The following is a 25,374-nucleotide window of genomic DNA, read 5'->3' as shown; positions in this document are numbered from 1 at the left end:
TGATCAAGGTGAAAAAAGGGTTGCATGAAAATGCGAGCAGAGTATAGTGCGCATCCACGGACGCGGGGTGGAGCAGCTTGGTAGCTCGTCGGGCTCATAACCCGAAGGTCGTCAGTTCAAATCTGGCCCCCGCAACCAATTAAAATTTGATGAAATAAAAGCAGTACGGTGACGCGGGGTGGAGCAGCCTGGTAGCTCGTCGGGCTCATAACCCGAAGGTCGTCGGTTCAAATCCGGCCCCCGCAACCAATCAAATTTGATAAAATATAAAGCAGTACGGTGACGCGGGGTGGAGCAGCCTGGTAGCTCGTCGGGCTCATAACCCGAAGGTCGTCGGTTCAAATCCGGCCCCCGCAACCAACATTATAAACACCCTAAAGGGTGTTTTTTTGTATCTGTGGTCCATAAAAAAAGCGCTTTTCAGCGCTTTTTTGTTATCCCCTTCTCGCCAGCGTCGCACCATCGGCAAAGTAGGCTTTGATCCCCGCCAGAATCGACTCTGCAACTTCCTGCTGGAAGGTCGCAGTTTTGAGCTTACGCTCTTCCTCAACGTTACTGATAAATGCGGTTTCCACCAGAATAGACGGAATATCCGGCGCTTTAAGTACCGCAAACCCGGCTTGTTCAACCTGGTTCTTATGCAGATTGTTAACTTTACCGAGCTTATTCAATACCGCTTTACCAAACTTCAGGCTGTCGGCGATGGTCAGCGATTGCACCATGTCGAACATGGTATGGTCGACGTAGCGATCGCCGCTCTTGCTGACGCCGCCAATCAAATCCGAGGCGTTCTGAGTTTGCGCCAGATATTTCGCGGCGGTGCTTGTCGCCCCTTTAGTCGAGAGCGCAAACACCGACGAACCTCTGGGCTGTCGACTGGTAAATGCATCGGCGTGAATAGAGACAAACAGGTCTGCACGCTGCTTCTGCGCTTTCGCCACGCGGACTTTAAGCGGAATGAAGATATCTTCATTTCGCGTCATAAAGACCTTCATGTTGCCCTCTTTCTCTATGAGGGCTCGCAGGCGTCGGGCAATCTGCAGCACCACATCTTTTTCACGCGTCTTGTATTTCCCCACCGCACCGGAGTCCTCTCCGCCATGCCCTGGGTCGAGCATAATGACAATGGGACGATCGCGCCCCGCTTTACCCGGCTGCGGGCCACTTTGCGCAGGCGGCACCTGTTTGTCCAGATCGCCCTTGTTGTATTCTTCCAGCAACGCCAGCAGCGGATCCTGAACATCCTGGGCATTCGCGGGATAGAGATCCATCACCAGACGTTCTTTAAAGCCGGCCACCGGAGCCAGCGCAAAAAGTTGCGGCTTCACATTCTGTTTCAGCTCGAACACCATCCGCACGGTCTGTGGGTCAAACTGCCCGACGCGCGCCGATTTAATATACGGATCGTCAGGACGGATCTGCGCACCCATGCCCTTGAGCACCGAGTTCAAATTAACGCCTTCAATATCCACAACCACACGCTCAGGATTACTCAGGGCAAACTGTTTGTATTTCAGCAGACGGTTAGATTCTACCGTGACGCGGGTATAGCTGGACGCTGGCCAGACACGTACGGCAACGACCTGACTCATGGCCGCCAGACCAACCTGGCTGACGCTCAAAAGCCACATAGCACCCGCACCTTTCAGTAAACGGCGGCGACTGATTGCTGAATTGGATCCCGACATGCTTCTCCCGAGCAAAAAGAAATCTTTATTGAGGTAATACGTAAAACGTCTGAATTGACCGGAAACTTTAGCGAATGACGCATAATCTGTCATCTATAAAAGGGTAAACATTCTTTTTATATTCACGGCATTACTGAGAAAAATCTTCGGCATGGGTAAAAATTACGCTTGCGCACAGCGTCAAAACAGAATAAAAATACATAAATTACGAATAATCATGCAATGAGGGTGTGCCGTGGTGAAGGAGCGTAGAACCGAACTGGTACAGGGATTCCGCCATTCTGTTCCCTATATCAATACCCATCGGGGAAAGACGTTTGTCATTATGCTGGGCGGCGAAGCCATCGAGCATGAAAACTTTTCCAGTATCGTCAATGACATTGGCCTTCTTCATAGTCTCAGCATCCGCCTTGTCGTGGTCTATGGCGCACGACCGCAGATTGATGCCAATCTTGCGGCGCATCATCATGAACCGGTGTACCACAAGAATACGCGCGTTACCGACGCTAAAACCCTGGAGCTGGTCAAACAGGCGGCAGGGTTACTTCAGCTTGATATTACCGCCCGCCTGTCAATGAGCCTGAATAATACGCCATTGCAGGGGGCGCACATCAATGTGGTCAGCGGTAATTTTATTATCTCCCAGCCGCTGGGCGTTGATGACGGCGTGGATTACTGCCATAGCGGACGTATTCGTCGTATTGATGAAGATGCCATTCACCGTCAGTTAGACAGTGGCGCGATTGTGCTGATGGGTCCGGTCGCCGTTTCCGTCACCGGTGAGAGCTTTAACCTGACTTCAGAAGAGGTCGCCACACAGTTGGCTATCAAACTGAAGGCAGAGAAAATGATCGGCTTTTGCTCCTCTCAGGGCGTCACCAACGATGATGGCGATATTATTTCCGAGCTGTTTCCTAACGAAGCCCAGGCGCGCGTTGAGTTGCAGGAAGAGAAAGGCGATTACAGCTCCGGCACAGTGCGCTTCCTGCGCGGGGCAGTGAAAGCCTGTCGCAGTGGGGTACGGCGCTGCCATCTGATCAGCTATCAGGAAGATGGCGCATTGCTGCAGGAACTGTTCTCCCGTGACGGGATTGGTACGCAGATCGTAATGGAAAGCGCCGAGCAGATCCGCCGCGCTACCATTAACGATATCGGCGGGATTCTGGAGCTGATCCGTCCGCTGGAGCAACAAGGCATTCTGGTACGTCGCTCCCGCGAACAACTGGAAATGGAGATCGACAAATTCACGATTATTCAGCGCGATAACCTGACCATCGCCTGCGCCGCTCTGTACCCTTTCCCGGAGGAGAGAATTGGCGAAATGGCGTGCGTGGCGGTGCATCCGGACTACCGTAGCTCATCGCGCGGGGAAGTATTGCTGGAGCGGATCGCCGCGCAGGCCCGGCAAATGGGACTGAGCAAACTGTTCGTGCTGACCACGCGCAGCATTCACTGGTTCCAGGAACGTGGTTTCACGCCGGTGGATATCGACCTGCTGCCGGAAAGCAAGAAAGAGATGTACAACTATCAGCGGCGGTCAAAGGTGCTGATGGCGGATTTGGGGTAGTAGTCGTTGCCGGATGCGGTATAAATGCCTTATCCGGCAACGAATTTTATTGATTAAACAACGCCGCCAATCCGCTGCGACGTTCGGTGCGGGTGGCAATGGCGTTACTTAATATCCGCTCATCGGCATACAGTGACAGACGCCGGCGCGCGCGGGTGACGGCGGTATAGACCAGCTCGCGGGTAACCACGGGTGAATGCTGGCTCGGTAAAATCAACGCCGCATGGTCAAACTCAGATCCCTGCGATTTGTGCACGGTCATCGCCCAGGTGGTTTCATGTTCAGGTAAGCGACTGGGCTGGACTGATTTGATAGAACCGTCCGGCAGCGCAAACCACACCCTCAGGCCCTGTCCACGATCGAGGGCAATGCCGATATCACCGTTAAATAATCCCAGCGAACTGTCATTGCGCGCGATCATCACCGGCCTTCCCTCATACCAGCGGCTATGCGTTGAACGATGAATTTTACGTTTTTGCGCCATCACCTGCTCAAGGCGTTCATTCAAACCACCCACGCCAAACGGGCCTTCACGCAGGGCACACAACAGCTGATACTCATTGAAGGCCTGAATGACGGCATCCGGCTCAGCGCCCTCGCGCAGTAAATCCAGATAGTGCCCATAACCCGCCAGCGCCTCATCCAACATCGCGGCGTAATCTTCGCTGCTATGTAGCGTGCGTTTTTCAATGTCGCTAAACCCCTGCTGGAAGACCGTTTTGAGCGCGGCTTTGTCACCACGATTAATCGCAGCAGCCAACTGACCGATTCCCGAATCGCTACCGAAACGGTAACTCTTTTGCAGCAGACACAAACTGTCGCGCAAAGCGGCGGCCTGAGTTCCCAGACCTGCCGGAATAGCGCTTCCGGTCAGACGACTGAGCTGGCGGGCGCGTTCCGGGGTAAACCCGTCACCGACGAAAGCACAGATATCCCCCAGCACCGCCCCCGCTTCGACGGAAGCGAGCTGGTCACGATCGCCAAGAAAAATCACCCGCCCGTGCGGCGGCAGCGCATCGATAAGGCGCGACATCATCGGCAAATCAATCATCGAGGCTTCATCCACCACCAGCACATCCAGATGCAGCGGGTTTCCCGCATGATGGCGCAGGCGCTGACTGCCTGGTTGAGCGCCTAATAATCGATGCAACGTACTGGCGTCATCGGGAATGCGTTTCTTTTGCTCTTCGGTTAACGGCAGTTCTCGTAGCGCTGCGCCCAGCGAGGCAGTCAGGCGCGCTGCCGCCTTTCCAGTAGGAGCCGCCAGACGAATACGGCAGCGTTCTCCCTCCGCCATCTGAATCAACGCCGCCAAAAGCCTCGCAACTGTTGTCGTTTTTCCGGTCCCCGGCCCGCCGGAGATCACCGATATCCGGCGGGTCAGCGCGACAGCAGCGGCCACTTTTTGCCAGTTAACACCTTCCGCTGGTGGAAACAACGCCGCCAGCGTGTGGGTCAGCCGTTGTTCATCCACCTCAATGGCGTGGTTAACTTCACTGAAAAAGCGAGCCACCGCCCGTTCGTTATGCCACATCCGGTTCAGATACAGGCGATCACCGTGCAGCACCAGCGGTGTGGGTTGCTCACCACGACTTACCGCCCCGGAGGCCAGCAAACATTCCGTCCAGTCTTCTGGCTCCCCCACTTCAGCGAGCCAGGCGCTTAAAAGGGGATGGGCATCCTCGCTCAGGGATAACCGTGAAAGTGGTAAGCAGACGTGCCCTTCTCCTGCTTCACGACTAAGCAACGCCACCGCCAGCGCAACGGCAGGGTTGTCATTTCCGGCAACCGCCAGCGCAAACTGAGCATCCAGAGGCCGGAGCTGTTTTTGCTCCACAGCTTCCAGTAATCGTTTCTGGATTGTCATGACATCTCCTCCAGTGGCGCACCGACAAACATCTCGTCCATCAAGGCGATTAACTCCCCGTCAGGTCGGGTCGCGTAAATTCCCTGTTGCGGATTTTCACTGTCAATGCCACGCAAGAAGAGATAGATAACACCGCCAAAATGGCGTTCATAATCATAATCAGCAATGCGATGGCGCAAGTAGCGATGCAGCGCCAGGGTATAAAGTTGATACTGCAGGTCGTAGCGATGCGCCTGCATGGCAGAGGCCATCGCCTGCTGCGTATACGCTGAGCTGTCTTCCCCAAGCCAGTTCGATTTGTAATCGAGAAGGTAATAACGCCCCTGGTGGCGGAAAACCAGGTCAATAAATCCTTTCAGCATGCCGCGTACCTGCATAAATTCCAACGCAGGGCACCCCGCGGAGAGCGGATCGTATTGGCGAATTAACGCATCAAGTTGGCTGGCCATCAGCGGCTGCGAAATCGGCAGGTAAAACTCCATCTCCACCTGTTTTTCACCCGCGGAAAGATGGCTCAAACTCACGCCCGTCTCGTTGAGAGGCGCCTGCAAAATGGCATCCAGCCATTCGGTCAAAACCGGCGTCCAGTGCGCGTCATAACCGCCCAATGCCAGTTTTTCCTCGACCCAACTCGGATCTACCGGTTGAGTAAAGTCGAGATCTTCAAACAGGCTATGCAAGAATGTACCTGGCGAAGCGCCGCGCGGGAACTGATGCGGAGTAAGCCCTGACTCTTCAATAACCTCACCAACGCCTGCGGCATCAATATCCAGTCGCGGGATCAGATCCTGCGCGATTCCATGCCCACGCTGCTGCAGACCGGAATAACTGGTCACGCGCCAGCTATCGCCGGGCGTACGCTGCAGTATTTTCGCACTCAGTTCGCAGCTAACAGCCTGCGCAACTTGCCAGCGTTCACCGTCAGGCTGCGCAGGCGTCTGGCAGGCAATATCATCACTGCACAACGCTTCAATCGCACTACGCAGACCCGCGGCATCCATCGGCTCACCTTTTTGCAACAGGCGACCAAGGGCGCTGTGATGCACATCGGTATCCCCTTTTTTATCGCCCCGACGTCGCACCAACGGCGCCACGCCAAGGCTGCAGTGCCATACCGAACGGGTTAGCGCGACATAGAGCAAACGCAGGTCTTCCGCCAGACGTTCCGCTTCAGCCAGCTCAACGCTCTCCTCGGCATCGCTGAGATCCAGCACGGCTTCAAAAGAGCTGCGATCGTGGTAGAAAGCCTGATCCTGGACGCGGAAATTCGTGATAAACGGCAGCCAGACCAGCGGATACTCCAGCCCTTTAGATTTATGGATAGTGACGATTTTGACCAGATGCTTGTCGCTTTCCAGCCTGAGCTGCTGGCTGGACGCGTTGCTGTCGGGTTCAAGAATATGCTGGGACAGCCAGCGCACCAGCGCATGCTCGCTTTCCAGCTGCGAGCCCGCTTCCTGCAACAGTTCGCTGATATGTAAAATATCGGTCAGGCGGCGTTCGCCCCCCGCCGTCGCCAGCAGGTTTTCCGCAATCTGGCGGGTTGTCATCAGCGCGCGCAGCATCGGCATCACGCCGCGTTTATGCCAGATCTGACGATAGCCATCAAACTCTTCGACCACCGCATCCCAGGCATTTTCGTCGTTATTTAAGGCTTCAAGATCCTGCGCATTCAGCCCCATCATTGAGGTCGCCAGCGCGCTACGCAGCGTGTTCTCACGCTCCGGCGTCATCACCGCCTGCAGCACCCACAGCAACTCCCGCGCTTCCAGCGTTTCAAATACGCTGTCACGGTTGGAAAGGTAGACGGAGGGAATTGCCAGCTGCGTCAGCGCATCACGGACCAGTGCCGCCTCCTGGCGGCTACGAACCAGTACGCTGATGTCCGACGCGCGTACCGGACTGGATGTTTTACCACTGACCAGTTGCGCAGCGCCAGACTGCCCTGCCTTAAGCCAGTCGCGAATTTGCGTGGCGCACACCTGGGCCATGTAGTTCTGATAATCGCCTACGCCGCAGCTTTCCCCTTCCATCAGCCACATGCTCATGGCTGGCTGTGTCTCACCGTGTAAAACAAACCGAAACGACTGGTTTTTTTCTGCAAATTTTACCGGGCTAAAGGGGATTTCGCGGAACATAAAGGCGTCATCCATCTGGCTGAAAAGCGTATTTACGCTATTGACCATGCCGGGGGCCGAACGCCAGTTGGTATCGAGCGTATAGTGTGCGCTGACCTCGCTGCGCGCCTTCATATAGGTGAAGATATCCGCGCCGCGGAACGCGTAAATCGCCTGTTTTGGGTCGCCAATCAGCAGCAGTGCGGTATCCGGCTGATGCTGCCAGATCCGGCGAAAAATACGGTACTGCTGCGGATCGGTATCCTGAAATTCATCGATCATCGCGACCGGAAAACGGGTACGGATAGCCGTCGCCAGCGCATCGCCGCTTTCACTGCGCAACGCCGCATCCAGACGGCTGAGCATATCGTCAAAGCCTAGTTCACCGCGGCGTCGTTTCTCCTCGGCAACCGCTGAACGGATCTCCGCCAGCGCCCGGGTGATCACCAGATCGCGGAGAGTTAACGGTTCGCTAAGCAGTTCATCAATAGCGACAAACAGCGGGTGCTGAGGGGTTATTCCGCCCGCTTTGGTGCGTTCTTCCAGAAAACGCTGAGAGAATTTCTCCAGCGCGTCAGGAAGCTGATAACTTTGGGTTTCTTCTTGCGCCCATGCACCGATCTTTTCGATCCACTTACCCTGGTTACCACGGTTAAATTTACGCCGGTCGATCCCGGAGGCTTCCAGCAGGCCATCCAGCTCATCAACGGAATCACGCCATTGCTGCTTGATCTGGTTAATGCGCGCGAGAATTTGTTCGTGTCGGGAAGCCAGCGTTTCGTCATCAGACGGCGGAGCCTTGATGACCGGCGCTTCCCCCTGCAGATAGCGATCGATGTCTCTCAGCAGAGCCTGCGGTCCTTTCCACGTTTCAAAAATCACCTGCGCAATGTCGCGGGGTAGTGGATAGCAGTGTCGACGCCAGAAGTCCGCACAGGCCTGATAGCGCAGCAGCGATTCATCTTCTATCAGTTGCTGTTCGAACAGCATGCCTGATTCAAAGGCGTTGAGACTGAGCATACGCTGACAAAAGCCGTGGATGGTAAACACCGCCGCTTCATCCATCTGTCTTTCAGCCAATAGCAGCCACTGAGCGGCCTGTTTTTTATCGGCGATTTCATCTAACAAACGGGCATATAGCGGGTTGTCGGTTGTTTCACGCAGGCAGGCAATTCGCAGTTCATGAATGTTGCTACGAATTCGACCACGCAACTCTTCGGTGGCCGCCTCGGTGAAGGTGACCACGAGCAGTTCTTCAACGGTCAGAGGACGAGGAAAGGCGGCAGAGCCGCCCAGTCCAAGCAGTAAACGTAAATACAGGGCGGCGATGGTAAAGGTTTTACCGGTGCCCGCAGAGGCTTCAATCAGGCGCTCGCCCGTCAGGGGCAAGCGCAGTGGATCAAGGGACTCAGCGGCATCATTCATTCTTATCACTCATCAGGGGTAAGGTTTGCTGCAACGCGCTGACGGTCTGCCACACTTTCCAGCCTTCCGGGTGCACATATTCTGCTTTCCCGTTCTGACTGCCGGAAACCTGTGACAGTATCGCCATGCCTTGCGGCTCAACCACCGCCTGATGGAAGAAGTCGGCAAGTTTTTGCGGCGTCAGCAGTTTAATCTGAGCCACTATTTTATCACGTGAATCGAAGCGCATATTGCCGCGATCAAAATCTTTGCTTAACTGTGAGGCTTCTTCCCCCAGCGTTTGCGGCGCCTGCAGCATTTGCGCAATAATCGCCTGCTGAATTTGCGCAAACTCTTCAGGTTTCATCGCCCGCAGCTTCGCTTCCGCCGTCGGGAAGAACGCTTTATAACGCTCCCAAAGGTAAGACGGCTGCTTATCATTGCTTTGCAGCAGGAACCCCATTCCCCACTGACGGCCAATACTCATTGGGAAAGCAAATACAGCGTAGCCTAACTGCTCTTCAGTACGCAGTTGATTGTAGAACCACGGCTGAACAATCTGCCCTAACATGGCGCTGTAGGCTGAACTAGCGTATTCATCGTATCCGGTTGGCACAAATACCGCCGCCAGCGCGGAGTCCGTGCTACTGCCTGCTTTTTCAAAGATGACGGACTGCTTCTTGTCCACAACCACATCTTTATTGCGACACCACTGTGACCCGTTAGCGCCAAGCTGTTGTTGGATATCCCGCGCCATGGTCGTCGCCTGAGCGGCGCTCATATTACCAATTACCAGGAATTCAGGCCGCGCACCGGTTTTTAAGGCGTCGCGGTACGCCATCACCTCTTTCAGGGTGATGGAAGGCAGTAGCTTACGGCGCTCATCGCGTGAGAAGTACGGCACCTGAGAAAGCATTTGCACTGGCATAATTGCCTGATCGTAGGCTTTACCCTTCTCTGCAGAATCCATCATCTGGGCATACCAGGATTTCGCCTGTTCCAGCTGTTCATCCGTTGAGGTGTAGCTGAAATAGCCGCTCAGCAGCGCCTGAAAAAGCTGCGGCAGACGTTGGGTATAGCCGTTGGCGTTAAGCATCAACCCATTGTTAGCGTTGGTAGAGAAACCAATTCCACCTACCGACGCCTGGTTGCTTAACTGATCGAGCGCAATCCCCGCCAGGTAATCGTTAAGTGCGAATAATACCTGGTTGCGGGCGCTGTCCATGGCCTTCGGGTTACGCAGGATCACGCTGACGTCAGCCTTCGGCTCACTGGCAAAATACTGGCTCGGCGCATACACCACGCGTAGATCCGGCTCATCAACGATCAGTTCCGGGTGAGCGTATTTTTTATCCGTTTTAATCAGCGTGAAATCATCCGGAATGTAGGGGTTCAACTCCGGTAACGACAGCGCAATGCCCTGCGCTTTTTGCTGCCAGTCGGCAAAGGTTTTGTCGCTGATTTTATCCACCTGGTAAGGCGCATCGACAAAATAAGCGGTTTTATTATGCGGTTCTTTCGCACTGATATACCAGATACGTGCATTCTGTGGCGTCATCATCGCCAGGCGTTGCTCAACGGCTTTCACATCGTACTGGTCGGCAATATTCACCGCATCCAGCGTATGTTCGACAGGAACGCGGATCATGGTATCAGCCAGCCATTCCACGTAGTCCATATCACGGGTGATGGAGGGATAACGGAAATCGAGATCCAGTACGTGCGCCAGTTCGTCAAAATAGCGTTTATCGACGCCTTTATCGCGTAACAGATTGAGATAACTGAAAATTGCCGCAACAACTTCATCGCGGTTCGCCAGCCCTTTGTCGGTTAACGTCGCGGAAATGGCTAACACGCCGCTGTTCCCATTGACCACCGGATCGGAATCCGCACGAATACCTTCAACCAGTCCCTGCTTTTGCAGCCAGTCAGACAACGTGCCAGGGCTACGATTACCAATCAGATAGGTCACCAGCTCATCGGTTTTACTGCGGAACTGCGCGCTGTTGTTATCGATACGAAACTCGACGCGCAGTACTTTACGCGGCATTGCCGGAACATAGTGGATGATGACGCCCTTTTGCGCGTCGGTGACTACCGGTACGGTAATTTCAGGCTTTGCGATATTTCTGTTCGGTACGCGTCCAAAGGTGTCAGCAGCTATCCGCGCCAGCTCTGGCAGCGGCTTATTGCTATAAATCACCGCCTTCATCAGGTTCGCGGAGTAGTACTTTTCATGAAATTTTTGTAATGCCTGCACCACCGGGTTTCCCGGTTTATCGCTTAATGTCTCGAGATTTCCGCCGGAGAAACGCGAGCCAGGGTGCGCCGGGTTGATGGTCTCAGCGCTCACCTGCGCCATACGCATCCCGTCTCGGGTACGCGCCAGCGTCAGCTCGGAGTTAACCGCGTTACGCTCACGATCGGCATATTTTTTATCCAGCAACGGGTCGGCAATAGCGTCCGCCAGGCGATCCACCGCTCCCACCAACGCGTCGTTTTCGACTTCAAGATAGAAGGCCGTACGGTAAGGCGCGGTGCTGGCATTGTGGCTGCCGCCGTGCATTTTCAGGAATTCAGCCAGACTGTCCGGCTGTGGGTATTTTTTCGAGCCCATCAGACACATGTGTTCGAGATAATGCGCCAGCCCCTGATGCTCGTCCGGATCTTCCAGCGAGCCCACGGGAACCACCAGTGCAGAAAGGGATTTCACGGCCTGAGGATCGGATACCAGCAACACGACCATGCCGTTATCAAGGCGCACGGCCTGATACTGGCGGGTGTCTTTATCGCTTTTACGGATGGTTTCAGCTAAAGGCTGCCAACCGGTATCTGCCTGACTTACGGGAACCCAAAGGGCGACGAACAACAGTAATGCGCTGAACCAGGTGCTGCGGGGCATTCACAAACCTCATCATTAACGTATTCACCTGTTCACAGCAAAGCACGCATAAATACGTGGTCTGAACAGGGCAAGACTATGTGCTGAACGAGCCAGCATCCTCTCTTTGTAAGAATCAGTCCGTGACAGAATGCGCATCATAGTGGAAGCCATCGAACTGCGCAATTTTTATACAATCATCATGACTGATTAAAGCGAAAAATCGGTAACAGGTAGCGCTGAGACTGTAAAACAATGGTCTCCAGCGTAGCCGCATCCAGCTGACGCCAAAGACGCTGATACCAGATATCATCACCTTCACCCCGTACCATCATGTTGCCTTCATAGGCCTGCAGAAACTTACTGCGCGCTTTTTGCAACGTTGCATCGTCATCTAACATGGCATCATTTGCGGCGTCATAACAGGTTTTTATCCAGGCGCCGCCGCTTTCGGGCAATACCAGCAATGGTGACGACATGCCATCCCGATACCCGTCAATGAGCTGCGACAGGTACAGCAGCGCCTGCTCTGCATCCAGTGGCGGAAAACGCCATTCCCCGTCTTTACGCAGGAACAACCGGCTCTCTCCCGTACCGCCACTGGCACAATAGACAAGATGTTCCAGCCAAAGTTGCACACCCTGCGCAATGCTTATCAAAGATGGGCGCCAGCGCAACAAACCGTCCTCTTGCACCTGTGGCAGCCAACCGGTGATTTGCACGCCGTTACAGTTAAGATCGATTTCCATACTCTGGCAGGGCTGACGACAGGCGATAATGCGTTCAGCCAGCGACTGCATCTCCTGACGCTGCGTATCCCACAGAATTTCGCCAAATGGCCCATAGGGAAGCGTGCCCGCCGCACGAAAACGGCGAAACAGTTGTTCAGCATCCTTCTCTTCAACCAGCGTGTTAAGCAATTGCTGATTAAGCTGATAGCGGGTTAATCCTTCAAGAGTGAACGGTTCCGTTTCCGGGATCTCACTTTCTTCAGAGCGGAAGTTGACCCTCAGACGCATCTGGAAAAAAGCCCTTACCGGATGAGCCCAAAATCGCTGCAGCGTTTCCAGCGTCAGCGTTTCAGGCATCTCAAAGGGAAGCGTCTGGACAAAATCCGTGTGCGCTTTTCCTGACAGGCTCGCCGCAGGCAGCCATTCCCGGGCATAGCTTTGCTGTTCGCCCGGCAGATAGTTTTGTGCATCAAAGGGCATACGGGTATGCAAACGGGTAATGTGTGCTTTTACCCGGGCCTCGCTTTGATCGCAGGTCAATGATTCATCGCCCGGCAGATAGTGGCTTTGCCCGATGTAGTCCATCAGTTCCTGCACCAGTACCGACGGGAAGCGCTCGCTGTTGTCCTGAATGGAGCGGCCAATGTAGCTGATGTAGAGCGTTTGCTGTGCTGAAATCAATGCTTCAAGAAACAGGTAGCGGTCATCATCGCGACGGCTGCGATCGCCCCTCATCGGTTTTTGACTCATCAAATCAAAGCCCAACGGCGCAAGCTGACGCGGATAAACGCCATCGTTCATACCCAGCAGGCACACCACCTTGAAAGGAATAGAGCGCATCGGCATCAGCGTACAAATGTTAACTGGCCCCGCCAGGAAGCGCTGGCTAATGCGCTCCTGGTCAAGACGCTGGGCCAGCTCATCACGCAATAGAGAAAGCGGTATGGCATCACCATACTCAGCCCCCAGACCTTCAGTGATAATGGCCTGCCACTGCTGTTCAATCAGCGTCATCGCCGCTTCGGTATCTGCATCCGGCAGGAAGAAATCATTAAGCATGTCCCGACAAACGGGCAGCCACTCTTCCAGCGGGCGCTCCTGCGCTAACCCTCTACGCCAGAGATTGAGCTGCATCAGCAACGAGGCCAGATGCCCTACCAGCTCGGCAATCAAACCGTTGGACTCATCGTATGGCAATACCGATTGCCACTCGCCCTGCGCGCTTTCCATCGCGTAGCCGAGCAGCATGCGCGTTAAACCAAATTGCCAGGTATGCTGACCTGTAGGCGGAAGTTCCAGTTCACGCACGTTATCGTCGTCAATTCCCCAGCGAATCCCGGATTCATTGACCCATAACCGAAGATAGCGCAGCCCTTCTTCATCGATATTGAAACGCGCCGCCAGCACGGGCACATCCAGTAATGCCAGCACATCCTCTGAGACAAAACGGCTATCCGGCAGCGACAGCAGGCTAATAAAGGCCTGTAAGACAGGATGAGACTGGCGCGCCCGACGGTCGGAAATCGCATAAGGTAAGTAACGCTCAGCTGGCGCGCTGCCAAAGACCGACTGAATAAATGGGCTGTAGCTGTCGATATCCGCCACCATCACAATAATATCGCGCGGCGTCAGCGTGGGATCCGCTTCCAGCATTGCCAGCAGGCGGTCATGAAGAATTTCTACCTCGCGCTGTGGGCTATGACAAACATGGAAAGTCACGCTGGTGTCGTTTAGTTCAAGTCGTCGTTTATTGTCGCTACGCGAATACTCTTCAAGCGTAACGCCCGCCACGGCATGACTTTCAAGTTCCAGAATATCCGATTGAATATTATGCAAAAGATTGTCAGGCGTAATATCGACAAACGCATCCAGCTCCTGACTATTTTCCAGTTCTGAAAGCAAATAAATGTAATCGCGCCCCAGTTTGCCCCACGAGGCCAGCATCGGGTTGCCCACATCCTGTTCACCATCGCTGTTAAACAATCCTTCGGCTTTCTGACTATCGCGAAACAGCGGCAGATGGCGTTCTTCAAAGCTGTGCCGACGCTGACGCGCCATCAGCTTCGCCAGCCAGGCGGGATCCTTTATATCTCCCCAGTAGTAGCGACAAGGGTTGGTAAACAGCAGATGAATATCAATGTGCTTGCCCAGCGCCTGCAATGCCTGCAAATAAACCGGCGGTAGCGCCGAAATGCCGCAAATAAAGACGCGAGAAGGCAGTCCCTGCGGGCACTCGGACGCGCTTTCCAGAGACTGAATAAATCGTTGGTATAAATTGGCGCGATGCCAGCGCGGCTGGCCCAATTCCTCGGTGTGTTCCACCAGCGCTTTCCACAACGGCGCCTGCCAGGCCTGAGACTCACCGAGTCCCTCAACCTGTCGCCCAGCTTCCCACTGGGTCAACCACTCAGGGCGATAGACTAAATACTGGTCGAAGAGGTCAGCCGCGCGCGAGGAAAGCTGAAACAGCTTACGTTTATCGGTGTCGTCCGTCAGATAGTGGCGCAGCAATGCGAAGTCATCGCCATCCAGCAATTGCGGCAACAGCGTCATCAACTTCCAGCTCATGCTCTGTTTGCTGAACGCGCTCTCTTTCGGGATATCCGGCAGCACGCGCACAAACATATCCCAGATAAAACTCGCGGGCAGCGGAAAATCAATGTTGGCGGCAATACTAAACTTCTGTGCAAGGGTCATTTGTAGCCACTGCGCCATACCGGTACTTTGAACCAGGATCATCTCAGGTTCAAAGGGGTCGTCCAGCCGCTCGCGCTCAACGATAAATTCCATTAACGCTTCCAGCACATCCAGACGATTGGAGTGGTAGACCCTTAACATAGCGACTCCTGACTACTGACGATTCGGGCAATGCAGACGCGTCATCTGACCCTGCCTGCCCAAGGGTGACGAAATTTTAACGTTGATGCTGACACATCCCGCGCTCGTTGTCTGCATTCGGTTAACCTGCCAGTTCAAAGGCGATGAAAACTGATACAGCTGGGTTTGCTGCCAGGCGTGACGCCAGAGTTGCTGATACTGGTTTCTGATGATAAAGCTGTTCATCAGCGCCCGCTGGTATCCTGACAGCGCGGTCACAATCATGATCATCAGCACCATTGCCAGCATCACTTCCGGCAGGCTAAAGCCATGCTGTCTGTTCAGGGGATCTGACATAGTGCCTGCTCCTTTAGCGGACAAAAATCGCTCCAGCCATGCACCGAATATTCGATATTGTCATCAATAATCGCCCCCTGCCGCCATAACGATACCCCTTCATAATGGACTATTAGCAGCACGAAATTATTAGTAAGCAGTCGCAGGCAAACCGCGGCATCCTGCGTGGTATAACGCCGACACTGTACGGCGAGTTGTAAGCGCCAGGGCTGCATACGCCCCCATTCCATCGCGGATTGCACCACCGCCTGGCGCTGCAGAGCCTGACTTTGCGTGACCACTCGCGAAGCAAAACGGGACTCCTGCCTGCTAACGCCTTGCAGCAGAAGGCTACCGAGCACCAGTAGCAACAAGACCATCGCTAAAGATGAAACGCCCCGCTCACGGTTCACAGGTTGAATCCTGTCACGCTGTAGACTGCTTCAATAACCTTTTGTGGTTCGGCATTGTTCACTCCGCGCAAACGCAGCGTAAGGAGCGGGGAATATCCGCTGATATTCAGACGTTCGACCTGAAATGCCTCAATCTGTATCGTGGCTGGATCGGTCATTTTCTCCCACCCTTTTCCATTGCAGTCCGTTACTCCCCGCAGGGTCTCCAGTACCTTGTCCTGTAAACGAAATCCAATCGTATCGGCCTCTTTCGCGGGACTGCTCTCCCAAATGCCGTTGCTATTGGCATCCCAGCGCGCAATGACACAGTCGCCCTTAGCCGATATCTCCAGCCCTTCTCCGACACAGTTTCCGCGGCAGTACCCTGCCCGCTGAAGATGCTTCGCCACGGTGTATACCCGCCGCCATATTTCATCTTCAAGCGCTAACTGGCGCGTGTTGCGCAGGATCTCTCGCTGCAGCGCGGGTAAAAATCGCGCTGAGCTAAGCAATAAAACGCTGCTAATCGCCATAGCAATCAGCACCTCAAGGAGTGAAAAGCCCCGTTCATTTACTGACATAACCTGGCCTCATCTTTCTCGCAAAGCCTGATTCGCCCCCAGCCTGACACCACCACGCGCCATTCCCCTGTCGTATTTTTCAGGCGAATATGTCCAGCCCATGCCGTATTGCGCAGACCAAAAAAGGCCAGTGAAGGCGTTATCTCTGCCATTTCGACATCGTCCCAGGGCGGTGTAAAAACCAAGGGCGAAACGGGTAGACACGTGGTTTGCACAGCAGCAGAGCTGACAAAACACCAGGATGTGCCATCCCGAATCACGCTGATGACGTGATCGCGGTTACGCCAGTTAGCATCTTCACGCAGTTGCAGCAGGTAATCTCGCACCTGAATGGCGGTTTGCCATAGCCGCTGTTGCTGCTGCCAGCGCTGCCAACCATACAGCCCCGAGGCGCCAAGCGCCGCGACGATCAGCATCGCGACGATCAGCATCGCAATCAGGGTTTCGAGAAGCGTGTAGCCGTGTTGTTTTTTCATGCCGCCAGTATGGCGTGAGGAAAATGAATAACGAGCGGGAAATTCGGTTTCTACGGCGAGCTACGAGGAATATTTGTCGCGTTGCAGGTCGTTGCAATATTTCAGGAACCCACGCCGAAGAACGCGATTTGAGACAAAAAAAACCGACGCGCACGGGCGTCGGTTGTGACAGCATGAAGCCGGTTAGATAGCCACTGGCGCTTTAATACCAGGATGCGGATCGTAGCCTTCAATTTCGAAATCTTCGAAGCGATAGTCAAAGATAGATTCAGGCTTACGTTTGATGACCAGCTTCGGCAGCGCGCGCGGTTCGCGGCTAAGCTGCAGATGCGTTTGATCCATATGGTTGCTGTACAGGTGCGTGTCGCCACCGGTCCAGACAAAATCACCCACTTCCAGATCGCACTGCTGCGCCATCATGTGTACCAGCAAGGCGTAGCTGGCAATGTTAAACGGCAAACCGAGGAACACATCGCACGAACGCTGATACAGCTGGCAGGAGAGCTTGCCATCCGCCACGTAAAACTGGAAGAACGCGTGGCACGGCGCCAGCGCCATTTTATCCAGCTCACCGACGTTCCATGCAGAAACGATAATTCGGCGAGAGTCCGGGTCATTTTTGAGCTGGTTTAACACCGTGGTGATCTGGTCAATATGGCGACCATCTGGCGTAGGCCACGCACGCCACTGTTTGCCATAAACCGGCCCCAGATTACCGTTTTCATCCGCCCATTCGTCCCAGATTGAGACGTTGTTTTCATGCAGGTAGGCAACGTTGGTGTCGCCCTGCAAAAACCATAGCAGTTCATGAATGATCGAGCGTAAATGGCAGCGTTTAGTCGTAACCAGCGGGAACCCTTCCTGCAGATTAAAACGCATCTGATGACCAAAAATGGAAAGCGTTCCGGTTCCGGTACGGTCGTTTTTCTGTGTGCCTTCATCCAGCACTTTTTGCATCAGTTCTAAATACTGTTTCATGGTTCCTCAGGAAACGTGTTGCTGTGGGCTGCGGCGGTACGCCCAAACCATCATAATAATGCCTGCGACAATCATCGGGATTGAGAGGATCTGTCCCATGCTGATGTACTGTACCCAGGTGCCGGTAAACTGCGCATCCGGCTGGCGGAAGAATTCAACGATAATACGAAACGCGCCATAACCAATCAGGAACAGACCGGATACCGAACCCATCGGGCGCGGTTTACGAATGTACAGATTAAGAATGATAAACAACACAACGCCTTCCAGCGCCATCTCATAAAGCTGTGAGGCATGGCGCGGCAGCGAGCCGTAGGTATCAAAAATAGACTGCCATTGCGGGTTAGTTTGCAGCAGTAAAATGTCTTCGGTACGGGAGCCCGGGAACAGCATGGCGTACTTGAAATTCGGATCAACGCGTCCCCACAGCTCACCGTTGATAAAGTTGCCCAAACGCCCTGCGCCCAGACCAAACGGAATCAGCGGGGCAATGAAATCAGAAACCTGGAAGAATGAACGCTTGGTGCGTTTGGCGAAGATAATCATCACCAGGATCACACCAATAAGCCCACCGTGGAAGGACATCCCGCCGTCCCAGACGCGGAACAGATACAGTGGGTTATCGAGGAATAACGGGAAGTTATAGAACAGTACGTAACCAATACGTCCTCCGAGGAAAACCCCGAGGAAGCCCGCATACAGTAGATTTTCTACTTCATTTTTGGTCCAGCCACTGCCCGGACGATTAGCACGGCGCGTCGCCAGCCACATCGCAAAAATAAACCCCACCAAATACATTAAGCCGTACCAGTGAAGCGCGACGGGTCCGATTGAGAAAATGACCGGATCGAAATCCGGAAAATGCAGATAGCTACTGGTCATCTGTCACCACAAGTTCTTGTTATTTCGCTGAAGTCAGACAGCAATTGATAAGCGCGCCTGCATAATGCAGGCGCTCCAAAGGTGCGAATGATAGCACATGGGGATCGCAGCGGATGCCGATTACAGTTAAAAGATATGTATACCTACTGTTACCAGCCCCCGATTCACAATCCCCCGCGAATCAGTCCCCCCATGCCACGGCGTTCCATAAAAGCCGCCACCTGATGGCGTACTTCTGTCGCCATCTGCGCTTCCAGGCTGCGTTGCGCCAGCGTTTGCGCCTCATCAAAATCGATATGGCGCAGCAGATATTTAACGCGAGCCACGGAACGACCGTTCATCGACAAATGGCGAAAACCCAGGCCGATCAGAATGGCCACGCACATCGGGTCGCCCGCCATTTCACCGCACAATCGCAAATCGATACCGCTTCTTTCGGCTTCCTGCGCAATCATTGCCAGCACACGTAACATACCCGGATGCAGGCTGTCATAAATGCTGGCCACCCGCGTATTGTTACGATCGACAGCCAGAATGTACTGGGTGAGATCGTTGGTTCCGACCGAGATAAAGTCTATCCGGTTTATCAGGTGCGGCAGCATAAACACCATCGACGGAACTTCCAGCATGATGCCAATGCGCGGTTTTGGGATCGCGTAGCCGATCATCTCTTCCACTTCGCGTCCGGCGCGTTCAATCAAACGTCGCGCTTCGTCCACTTCATCAATGCTGGTGACCATCGGCAGCAAAATGCTCAGGTTGCCGGTTGCCGCGTTGGCACGCAGCATGGCCCGAACCTGGATCAAAAAGATCTCCGGCTGATCGAGCGTTATGCGGATCCCACGCCAGCCAAGGCACGGGTTCTCTTCACTGATCGGCATGTAGGGCAGTTGTTTATCGGCGCCGACATCCAGCGTACGCAGAGTCACCGGCTTGTCGTTAAACATTTGCAGCATGCCCTGATACTGCGCAACCTGTTCTTCTTCTGAAGGAAAACCGCTTTGCAGCATGAACGGGATTTCGGTGCGATACAGGCCAATGCCGTCGATCCGGCTCCCCAGCTTCTCTTCATGCTCCGGGCTGAGGCCCGCATTGAGCATCACCTTCACGCGCTCGCCGCTTTTCAACTGTGCTGGCTGGTTGACGTCGTCTTCCGCCAGGCGGCTCAGCTCAATTTCTTCACTGATAAGACGCTGGTATTCCTGGATCAATACCGGTTCTGGATCGACCAGCAGTTCACCGCGATAACCGTCCACTACCAGCGTACGGCGATGTAACACCGACGGCTGGATATCGGCCCCCATGACGGTAGGGATACCCAGCGCACGAACCATAATAGCCGCATGAGAGTTGGCCGCGCCGTCCCGGACAACCACACCGACTAAGCGGTCCTGAGGAAGTTCCGCCAGCGTGGTGGCGGAAAGCTCATCCGCCACCAGCACAAAGCGTTCCGGCCAGGTATTCGGCCCCTGGATCGAGTCGTCAAGATGGAACAGTAGACGCTGGCCCAGCGCGCGTAAATCTCCGGCCCGCTCTTTGAGGTAGTTATCACTCAGCGCGGCAAACTGTTCGGCAAACTTTTCGATGATCGTTTTAACGGCCCACTCGGCCACCGAACCGTTATCCACTTCCGCAAATAGCTCACGGCGCAGACGAGTATCGGAAAGCAAGTGTGAGTAGAGATCAAAAATCGCCGCCGTTTCTTTTTGCGCCCCAGCGGTAAAGCGTTTGCTGTAGCGGCGGAATTCATTCGCGGCCTCTTCCAGCGCACCGGTGAGTCGCTCGCGCTCAAGCACCGGATCCAGCGTTGAAGCCTGATAGACCTGCTCCATCAGCGGCAGCGTCGCATCCTGCCAGCCTTCGGCTATTGCCACGCCAGGCGCGGCGGGCAATGCGCGGATGCGCGTTTGCCGGTATTGGCCGAACAGCGCGTTAAGCTGCGACTGCGAAAGAATAGCTGCCATTTGCGTGGCGAGCGTGACGAGGAAAGACTCTTCACTTTCATCGTACTGGCGCAATTCGCGCTGCTGGACCACCAGCACACCTAACAGCTGACGGCGCTGAATAATCGGTACGCCTAAGAACGCACGAAAACGCTCTTCTTTTACCGAAGGGATGTATTTAAAGCTGGGATGTTTTTGCGCATCGGCGAGGTTGATAGGTTCCGCCAGCCTGCCAACCAGGCCAACGATACCTTCATCAAACGCGAGTGCGACAGTACGACCACGCGGTTTCTTCAGTCCCCGGGTCGCCATGAGGTAATAACAACGTCGATCGTGATCGGCCAAATAAACCGAACAGACCTCTGTATCCATCGCAAGACAGATGTCGGTAACCAGAATATTCAGCGCTTCATTCAGACGCGGAGCACTGGCCACCTTTTCGACTATTTCGCGCAGGCGGGTGAGCATAATTTGCGTAGCTTAACCTCTTTTACGTCTGTACGCAGGTGCGCTTTGCGGCTTAGGAGTGCTCTCCTGAAGCGCCATGACAACACTTGCGAATTCTTTCATCACCCTGCGATAGACATCGCGTTTAAATGACACCACCTGTCGAACCGGATACCAGTAACTCACCCAGCGCCAGCCGTCGAACTCAGGTGTACTGCTGGTTTGCATATTGATTTCAGCATCGCTGCTGACCAATTGCAGAAGAAACCATTTTTGTTTCTGGCCGATACAAACCGGCTTCGTGTCCCAACGCACCAAACGTTTCGGTAACTTGTAACGCAACCAGTTACGAGTAGAAGCAAGGATCCGTACATCTTTACGACTGAGACCCACTTCTTCAAAGAGTTCCCGGTACATCGCCTGCTCTGCTGTCTCTCCTGCATTTATCCCACCTTGCGGGAATTGCCAGGAGTGCTGACCAAATCGCCGGGCCCACATGACCTGCCCCTGGCGGTTACAAATTACTATCCCTACATTCGGGCGGTAGCCATCGTCATCAATCACCGGACTACCTCAATATAAACCTTATATACAAACGATTGTTTCACACTCCAGAGAGGCGGTAAACCACTCTGTTAAGGGCGCGATACTCTAATAACAATTGAATAACTCACAGCTAAGGGCGGAGTTATAAACAGAAGAAGGGCAAGCAAGGCGATTTTATTCACCTTTTCTGTGGATATAGTTGTGAAGAAGTACGGAATTACTATGGGAAAACCCAGAACAGTCCGAATAAGACATTCGTCACATATCAAAAATAGTCTTCTATATTCATAAAGTTAAAACCGTTCAGCGCAAATAAACCCATAGAAACGTGACGTATATCACGCACACGATCTTCAGGCTGATGAAAGATCGACCAGCGTTGGTTTTATCCACAGATTATGCCAATAAGTTAGGCACAATTTGTGTGAAAATTCGATTTTCGTCGCACGTCAAGGCTGTAAATTGAAACAGTAGTGGGGGTTTTTCACAGTTATCCCATCTTTCTGTGGATAACATGGTGTAAGATCCTGTTCATTGTCAGTGACCAGAATTGGAAAACCCGCTTCGCTGTTGCGCAACTCTGCGTATGTGAATCTAAAAACCAATATAAATCATAGAATTGAATAAAGCATGTGGAAAAAGATAAACTCTGTCCACACGGTATAAAATCTTTGCTCATTTTTTCACCTAAGGGTTAACCCGATGTCAGAACTCCATCCGCTGCTTTCTCCCCCTGAATCTGAAGCCCAGTTGTTGAGCCAGGCACAGCTGCTTTCGGGCTACGCGCTGGGAGAGTTGGCGGCAATGGCAGGACTCGTTACCCCCAAGGATCTCAAGCGCGATAAAGGCTGGATTGGCGTGTTACTGGAAATCTGGCTCGGCGCCAGTGCGGGCAGCAAACCGGAGCAGGATTTTGCGGCGCTGGGCGTGGAGCTGAAAACAATCCCAGTGGATAGCCTTGGCAGACCGCTGGAAACCACCTTTGTGTGCGTGGCACCGTTAACCGGCAATACCGGCGTTACCTGGGAAACCAGCCATGTGCGGCACAAACTTAAACGCGTTCTGTGGATCCCGGTAGAAGGCGAACGCAGCATCCCGCTGGCTGAGCGCCGCGTCGGTTCTCCCCTGCTGTGGAGCCCGAATGAAGAAGAAGACCGGCAATTGCGTCTGGACTGGGAAGAGTTGATGGACATGATAGTGTTAGGCCACGTCGAACGCATCACTGCCCGCCATGGGGAAGTGCTACAGCTGCGTCCTAAAGCCGCCAACGCCCGAGCGCTTACCGAGGCCATTGGCGCCCATGGCGAACCCATCCTGACCCTACCACGCGGTTTTTACTTGAAAAAGAACTTCACGAGCGCATTGCTTGAGCGACATTTCTTGTTCCAGGCGCAATAGGCACCGTCCGGTCTTTCACCCGCCGCGTTACGGGCCTATAATTACCGCTTCTTTTTTTTGGCAGGACTTTGTTCGATGTTATTTGCATGGATAACCGATCCTAACGCCTGGCTTGCGCTCGGTACGCTGACGCTGCTGGAGATCGTTCTTGGGATCGACAATATTATTTTCCTCTCTCTGGTTGTAGCCAAACTCCCGACAGCGCAACGCAATCATGCCCGACGTATTGGGCTTGCAGCGGCGATGATCATGCGTCTGGCACTGCTGGCCTCTATCGCCTGGGTAACGCGTCTGACAAACCCGCTATTCGAAGTGTTTGGCGAGGCAATATCAGCGCGCGACCTGATCCTTCTACTGGGGGGATTGTTCCTGATCTGGAAAGCCAGTAAGGAGATCCATGAATCCATTGAAGGTGAGGAAGAGGGACTGAAAACCCGCGTTTCCTCTTTTCTGGGCGCGATTGTGCAGATCATGTTGTTAGACATTATCTTCAGCCTGGATTCCGTGATTACTGCGGTAGGCTTGTCCGATCATCTGTTTATCATGATGGCGGCAGTGGTGATTGCCGTGGGTGTGATGATGTTTGCTGCACGCCCGATTGGCGATTTTGTCGATCGCCATCCTTCGGTAAAAATGCTGGCGCTCTCGTTCCTGATTCTGGTCGGTTTCACGCTAATTCTGGAAAGTTTCGACGTCCACGTTCCGAAAGGATATATCTATTTCGCCATGTTCTTCTCTATTGCGGTAGAGACCCTGAACCTGTGGCGTAATAAAAAAAATCCGCTCTGATGAAATCCATCGCTCCCCGCACGGGGAGCGAATGCGCGCCACACCTACCTCTTCTCACAGTTTAAGATTTTACTGCTTTCGCCATGCACAACTTCGCGTTATTACTAAACTATTGTCAGATGCAGGCCATGTGAGGATAAGCAGATGAAAAAATGGGCAGTTTTGATTTCCGCCGTAGGACTGGCTTTTGCCGTTTCCGGATGCAGCAGTGATTATGTAATGGCGACAAAAGATGGTCGAATGATCCTGACCGATGGAAAACCAGAAATTGACGATGATACCGGTCTGGTGAGCTATCACGACCAGCAAGGCAATGCGATGCAGATTAATCGCGATGATGTGTCTCAAATCATTGAACGCTGATGGTTGAGGTCAGCAGCGCGCTGGCCTTAACAATTTTACTTCCCTTTTTCTCTTCCCTCAGCCATTTTTATAATCCTTATGTCGTGATTATAAAAAGGAAACGGCTATGCAATATCACCGTATACCCCACAGCTCGCTTGAAGTCAGTACACTGGGGCTGGGCACAATGACGTTTGGTGAACAAAACAGCGAAGCCGACGCACATGCACAGCTCGATTATGCCGTAGAACAAGGCATAAATTTGATCGACGTTGCCGAGATGTATCCGGTACCGCCGCGTCCTGAAACCCAGGGTCTCACCGAAACCTACGTAGGTCACTGGCTCGCCAAACACGGCAGCCGTGAAAAGCTAATCGTTGCTTCTAAGGTCAGTGGACCTTCACGTAACAACGACAGCGGTATTCGACCGAATCAGGCGCTGGACCGTAAAAATATCCGTGAAGCGCTGCACGACAGCCTGAAAAGACTGCAAACCGATTACCTGGATCTGTATCAGGTTCACTGGCCGCAGCGCCCGACCAACTGCTTTGGTAAGTTAGGCTACAGCTGGACGGACTCTGCGCCAGTCGTTTCGCTGCTGGATACGCTGGACGCGCTGGCAGAGTTTCAGCGCGCAGGGAAAATTCGCTACATCGGCGTGTCCAATGAAACCGCGTTTGGCGTGATGCGCTACCTGCACCTGGCGGACAAACACGATCTGCCGCGCATCGCCACCATCCAGAACCCCTACAGCCTGCTGAATCGCAGCTTTGAGGTTGGACTGGCGGAAGTGAGCCAGTATGAAGGCGTTGAACTGCTGGCCTACTCTTGCCTTGGCTTCGGTACATTAACCGGTAAATACCTGAACGGCGCGAAGCCTGCCGGTGCACGCAATACGCTGTTTAGCCGTTTCACGCGTTACAGCGGCGAGCAAACGCAAAAAGCCGTTGCGGCCTATGTGGATATCGCGAAACGCCATAATCTGGATCCTGCGCAAATGGCGTTGGCATTCGTGCGTCGTCAGCCGTTTGTCGCCAGCACCCTGCTGGGAGCCACGACGATGGAGCAGCTAAAAACCAACGTTGAAAGCCTGCATCTGGAGTTGAGCGAAGAAGTACTGGCAGAGATTGAAGCGGTGCATCAGGTGTATACCTATCCTGCACCGTGACGGTTAGTGCCTGATGGCGCTACG

General features: G+C 53.7%; 18 protein-coding genes and 3 tRNA genes. 8 read left to right on the top strand and 13 right to left on the bottom strand.

Going from position 1 to position 25,374, the window contains the following annotated elements; translation table 11 throughout:
* Window positions 1-61 precede the first annotated feature (61 nt).
* From HV314_RS05455 to HV314_RS05445, 3 genes are all read left to right on the top strand, one after another.
* Window positions 62-138, top strand: a tRNA-Met gene (locus HV314_RS05455).
* Window positions 139-172: 34 nt separating this feature from the next.
* Window positions 173-249: transfer RNA gene (locus HV314_RS05450), tRNA-Met, on the top strand.
* Between the two features lie 34 nt (window positions 250-283).
* Window positions 284-360, top strand: a tRNA-Met gene (locus HV314_RS05445).
* Window positions 361-434: 74 nt separating this feature from the next.
* Here HV314_RS05445 and amiC read toward each other — a convergent pair.
* Complete coding sequence (gene amiC / locus HV314_RS05440; RefSeq protein ID WP_016154266.1) at window positions 435-1,688, bottom strand: N-acetylmuramoyl-L-alanine amidase AmiC; 1,254 nt, start codon at window positions 1,686-1,688, stop codon at window positions 435-437.
* A gap of 235 nt (window positions 1,689-1,923) precedes the next feature.
* Between amiC and argA the strand changes: the two genes are divergently transcribed.
* Window positions 1,924-3,255: an amino-acid N-acetyltransferase gene (argA, locus tag HV314_RS05435; RefSeq protein WP_181547518.1), complete on the top strand. Its 1,332-nt coding sequence runs from the start codon at window positions 1,924-1,926 to the stop codon at window positions 3,253-3,255.
* A gap of 46 nt (window positions 3,256-3,301) precedes the next feature.
* Here argA and recD read toward each other — a convergent pair whose 3' ends face one another.
* The 12 genes from recD to rppH all read right to left on the bottom strand — a co-directional run bounded on the left by recD (window position 3,302) and on the right by rppH (window position 21,671).
* The gene (gene recD / locus HV314_RS05430; RefSeq protein WP_181547516.1) at window positions 3,302-5,122 is read right to left on the bottom strand and encodes an exodeoxyribonuclease V subunit alpha; all 1,821 of its coding nucleotides are present in this window, start codon (window positions 5,120-5,122) and stop codon (window positions 3,302-3,304) included.
* A complete protein-coding gene (gene recB, locus HV314_RS05425; protein WP_181547514.1) occupies window positions 5,119-8,664 on the bottom strand; it encodes an exodeoxyribonuclease V subunit beta in 3,546 nt (1,181 codons plus the stop codon). The genes recD and recB overlap by 4 nt, the downstream gene beginning before the upstream one ends.
* The gene (gene ptrA, locus HV314_RS05420; protein ID WP_016157372.1) at window positions 8,657-11,545 is read right to left on the bottom strand and encodes a pitrilysin; all 2,889 of its coding nucleotides are present in this window, start codon (window positions 11,543-11,545) and stop codon (window positions 8,657-8,659) included. The genes recB and ptrA overlap by 8 nt, the downstream gene beginning before the upstream one ends.
* A gap of 179 nt (window positions 11,546-11,724) precedes the next feature.
* On the bottom strand, window positions 11,725-15,093 hold the full coding sequence (gene recC / locus HV314_RS05415) for an exodeoxyribonuclease V subunit gamma (protein ID WP_181547512.1): 3,369 nt from the start codon (window positions 15,091-15,093) through the stop codon (window positions 11,725-11,727).
* A gap of 12 nt (window positions 15,094-15,105) precedes the next feature.
* The gene (locus tag HV314_RS05410) at window positions 15,106-15,429 is read right to left on the bottom strand and encodes a prepilin-type N-terminal cleavage/methylation domain-containing protein (protein WP_181547510.1); all 324 of its coding nucleotides are present in this window, start codon (window positions 15,427-15,429) and stop codon (window positions 15,106-15,108) included.
* Entirely contained in the window at window positions 15,414-15,821 is a 408-nt protein-coding gene (locus HV314_RS05405; protein ID WP_016154272.1) for a DUF2509 family protein, read from the bottom strand. Before HV314_RS05405 ends, HV314_RS05410 begins: the two co-directional genes overlap by 16 nt.
* Window positions 15,818-16,381 carry a prepilin peptidase-dependent protein gene (locus tag HV314_RS05400; RefSeq protein WP_181547508.1) on the bottom strand — a complete coding sequence of 188 codons (564 nt, stop codon included), beginning with the start codon at window positions 16,379-16,381 and terminating at the stop codon, window positions 15,818-15,820. The genes HV314_RS05405 and HV314_RS05400 overlap by 4 nt, the downstream gene beginning before the upstream one ends.
* The gene (locus HV314_RS05395) at window positions 16,372-16,857 is read right to left on the bottom strand and encodes a prepilin peptidase-dependent protein (RefSeq protein ID WP_181547506.1); all 486 of its coding nucleotides are present in this window, start codon (window positions 16,855-16,857) and stop codon (window positions 16,372-16,374) included. The genes HV314_RS05400 and HV314_RS05395 overlap by 10 nt, the downstream gene beginning before the upstream one ends.
* A gap of 183 nt (window positions 16,858-17,040) precedes the next feature.
* Window positions 17,041-17,835, bottom strand: a complete 795-nt coding sequence (thyA, locus tag HV314_RS05390; RefSeq protein ID WP_003033990.1) for a thymidylate synthase — start codon at window positions 17,833-17,835, stop codon at window positions 17,041-17,043.
* Between the two features lie 6 nt (window positions 17,836-17,841).
* Complete coding sequence (lgt, locus tag HV314_RS05385) at window positions 17,842-18,717, bottom strand: prolipoprotein diacylglyceryl transferase (protein ID WP_003825606.1); 876 nt, start codon at window positions 18,715-18,717, stop codon at window positions 17,842-17,844.
* Between the two features lie 164 nt (window positions 18,718-18,881).
* Window positions 18,882-21,128, bottom strand: a complete 2,247-nt coding sequence (gene ptsP / locus HV314_RS05380) for a phosphoenolpyruvate--protein phosphotransferase (protein ID WP_016157379.1) — start codon at window positions 21,126-21,128, stop codon at window positions 18,882-18,884.
* A 12-nt stretch (window positions 21,129-21,140) separates the two neighbouring features.
* Window positions 21,141-21,671, bottom strand: a complete 531-nt coding sequence (gene rppH / locus HV314_RS05375; protein ID WP_003825602.1) for an RNA pyrophosphohydrolase — start codon at window positions 21,669-21,671, stop codon at window positions 21,141-21,143.
* A gap of 684 nt (window positions 21,672-22,355) precedes the next feature.
* On the opposite strand from rppH, the gene mutH reads away from it, so the two are divergent.
* The 4 genes from mutH to HV314_RS05355 all read left to right on the top strand — a co-directional run bounded on the left by mutH (window position 22,356) and on the right by HV314_RS05355 (window position 25,350).
* Window positions 22,356-23,051: a DNA mismatch repair endonuclease MutH gene (gene mutH, locus HV314_RS05370; RefSeq protein WP_181547504.1), complete on the top strand. Its 696-nt coding sequence runs from the start codon at window positions 22,356-22,358 to the stop codon at window positions 23,049-23,051.
* A 75-nt stretch (window positions 23,052-23,126) separates the two neighbouring features.
* Window positions 23,127-23,840: a TerC family protein gene (locus HV314_RS05365; RefSeq protein WP_016154277.1), complete on the top strand. Its 714-nt coding sequence runs from the start codon at window positions 23,127-23,129 to the stop codon at window positions 23,838-23,840.
* Between the two features lie 144 nt (window positions 23,841-23,984).
* Window positions 23,985-24,203, top strand: a complete 219-nt coding sequence (ygdR, locus tag HV314_RS05360; protein ID WP_000758660.1) for a lipoprotein YgdR — start codon at window positions 23,985-23,987, stop codon at window positions 24,201-24,203.
* Between the two features lie 106 nt (window positions 24,204-24,309).
* Window positions 24,310-25,350, top strand: a complete 1,041-nt coding sequence (locus tag HV314_RS05355) for an NADP(H)-dependent aldo-keto reductase (protein WP_181547501.1) — start codon at window positions 24,310-24,312, stop codon at window positions 25,348-25,350.
* Window positions 25,351-25,374: the final 24 nt, after the last annotated feature.

Origin of the sequence: Citrobacter sp. RHBSTW-00887 (assembly GCF_013728095.1) — a bacterium.
GTDB classification, from domain to species: domain Bacteria; phylum Pseudomonadota; class Gammaproteobacteria; order Enterobacterales; family Enterobacteriaceae; genus Citrobacter; species Citrobacter braakii.
This window is presented reverse-complemented; position numbering and strand designations above follow the sequence as displayed.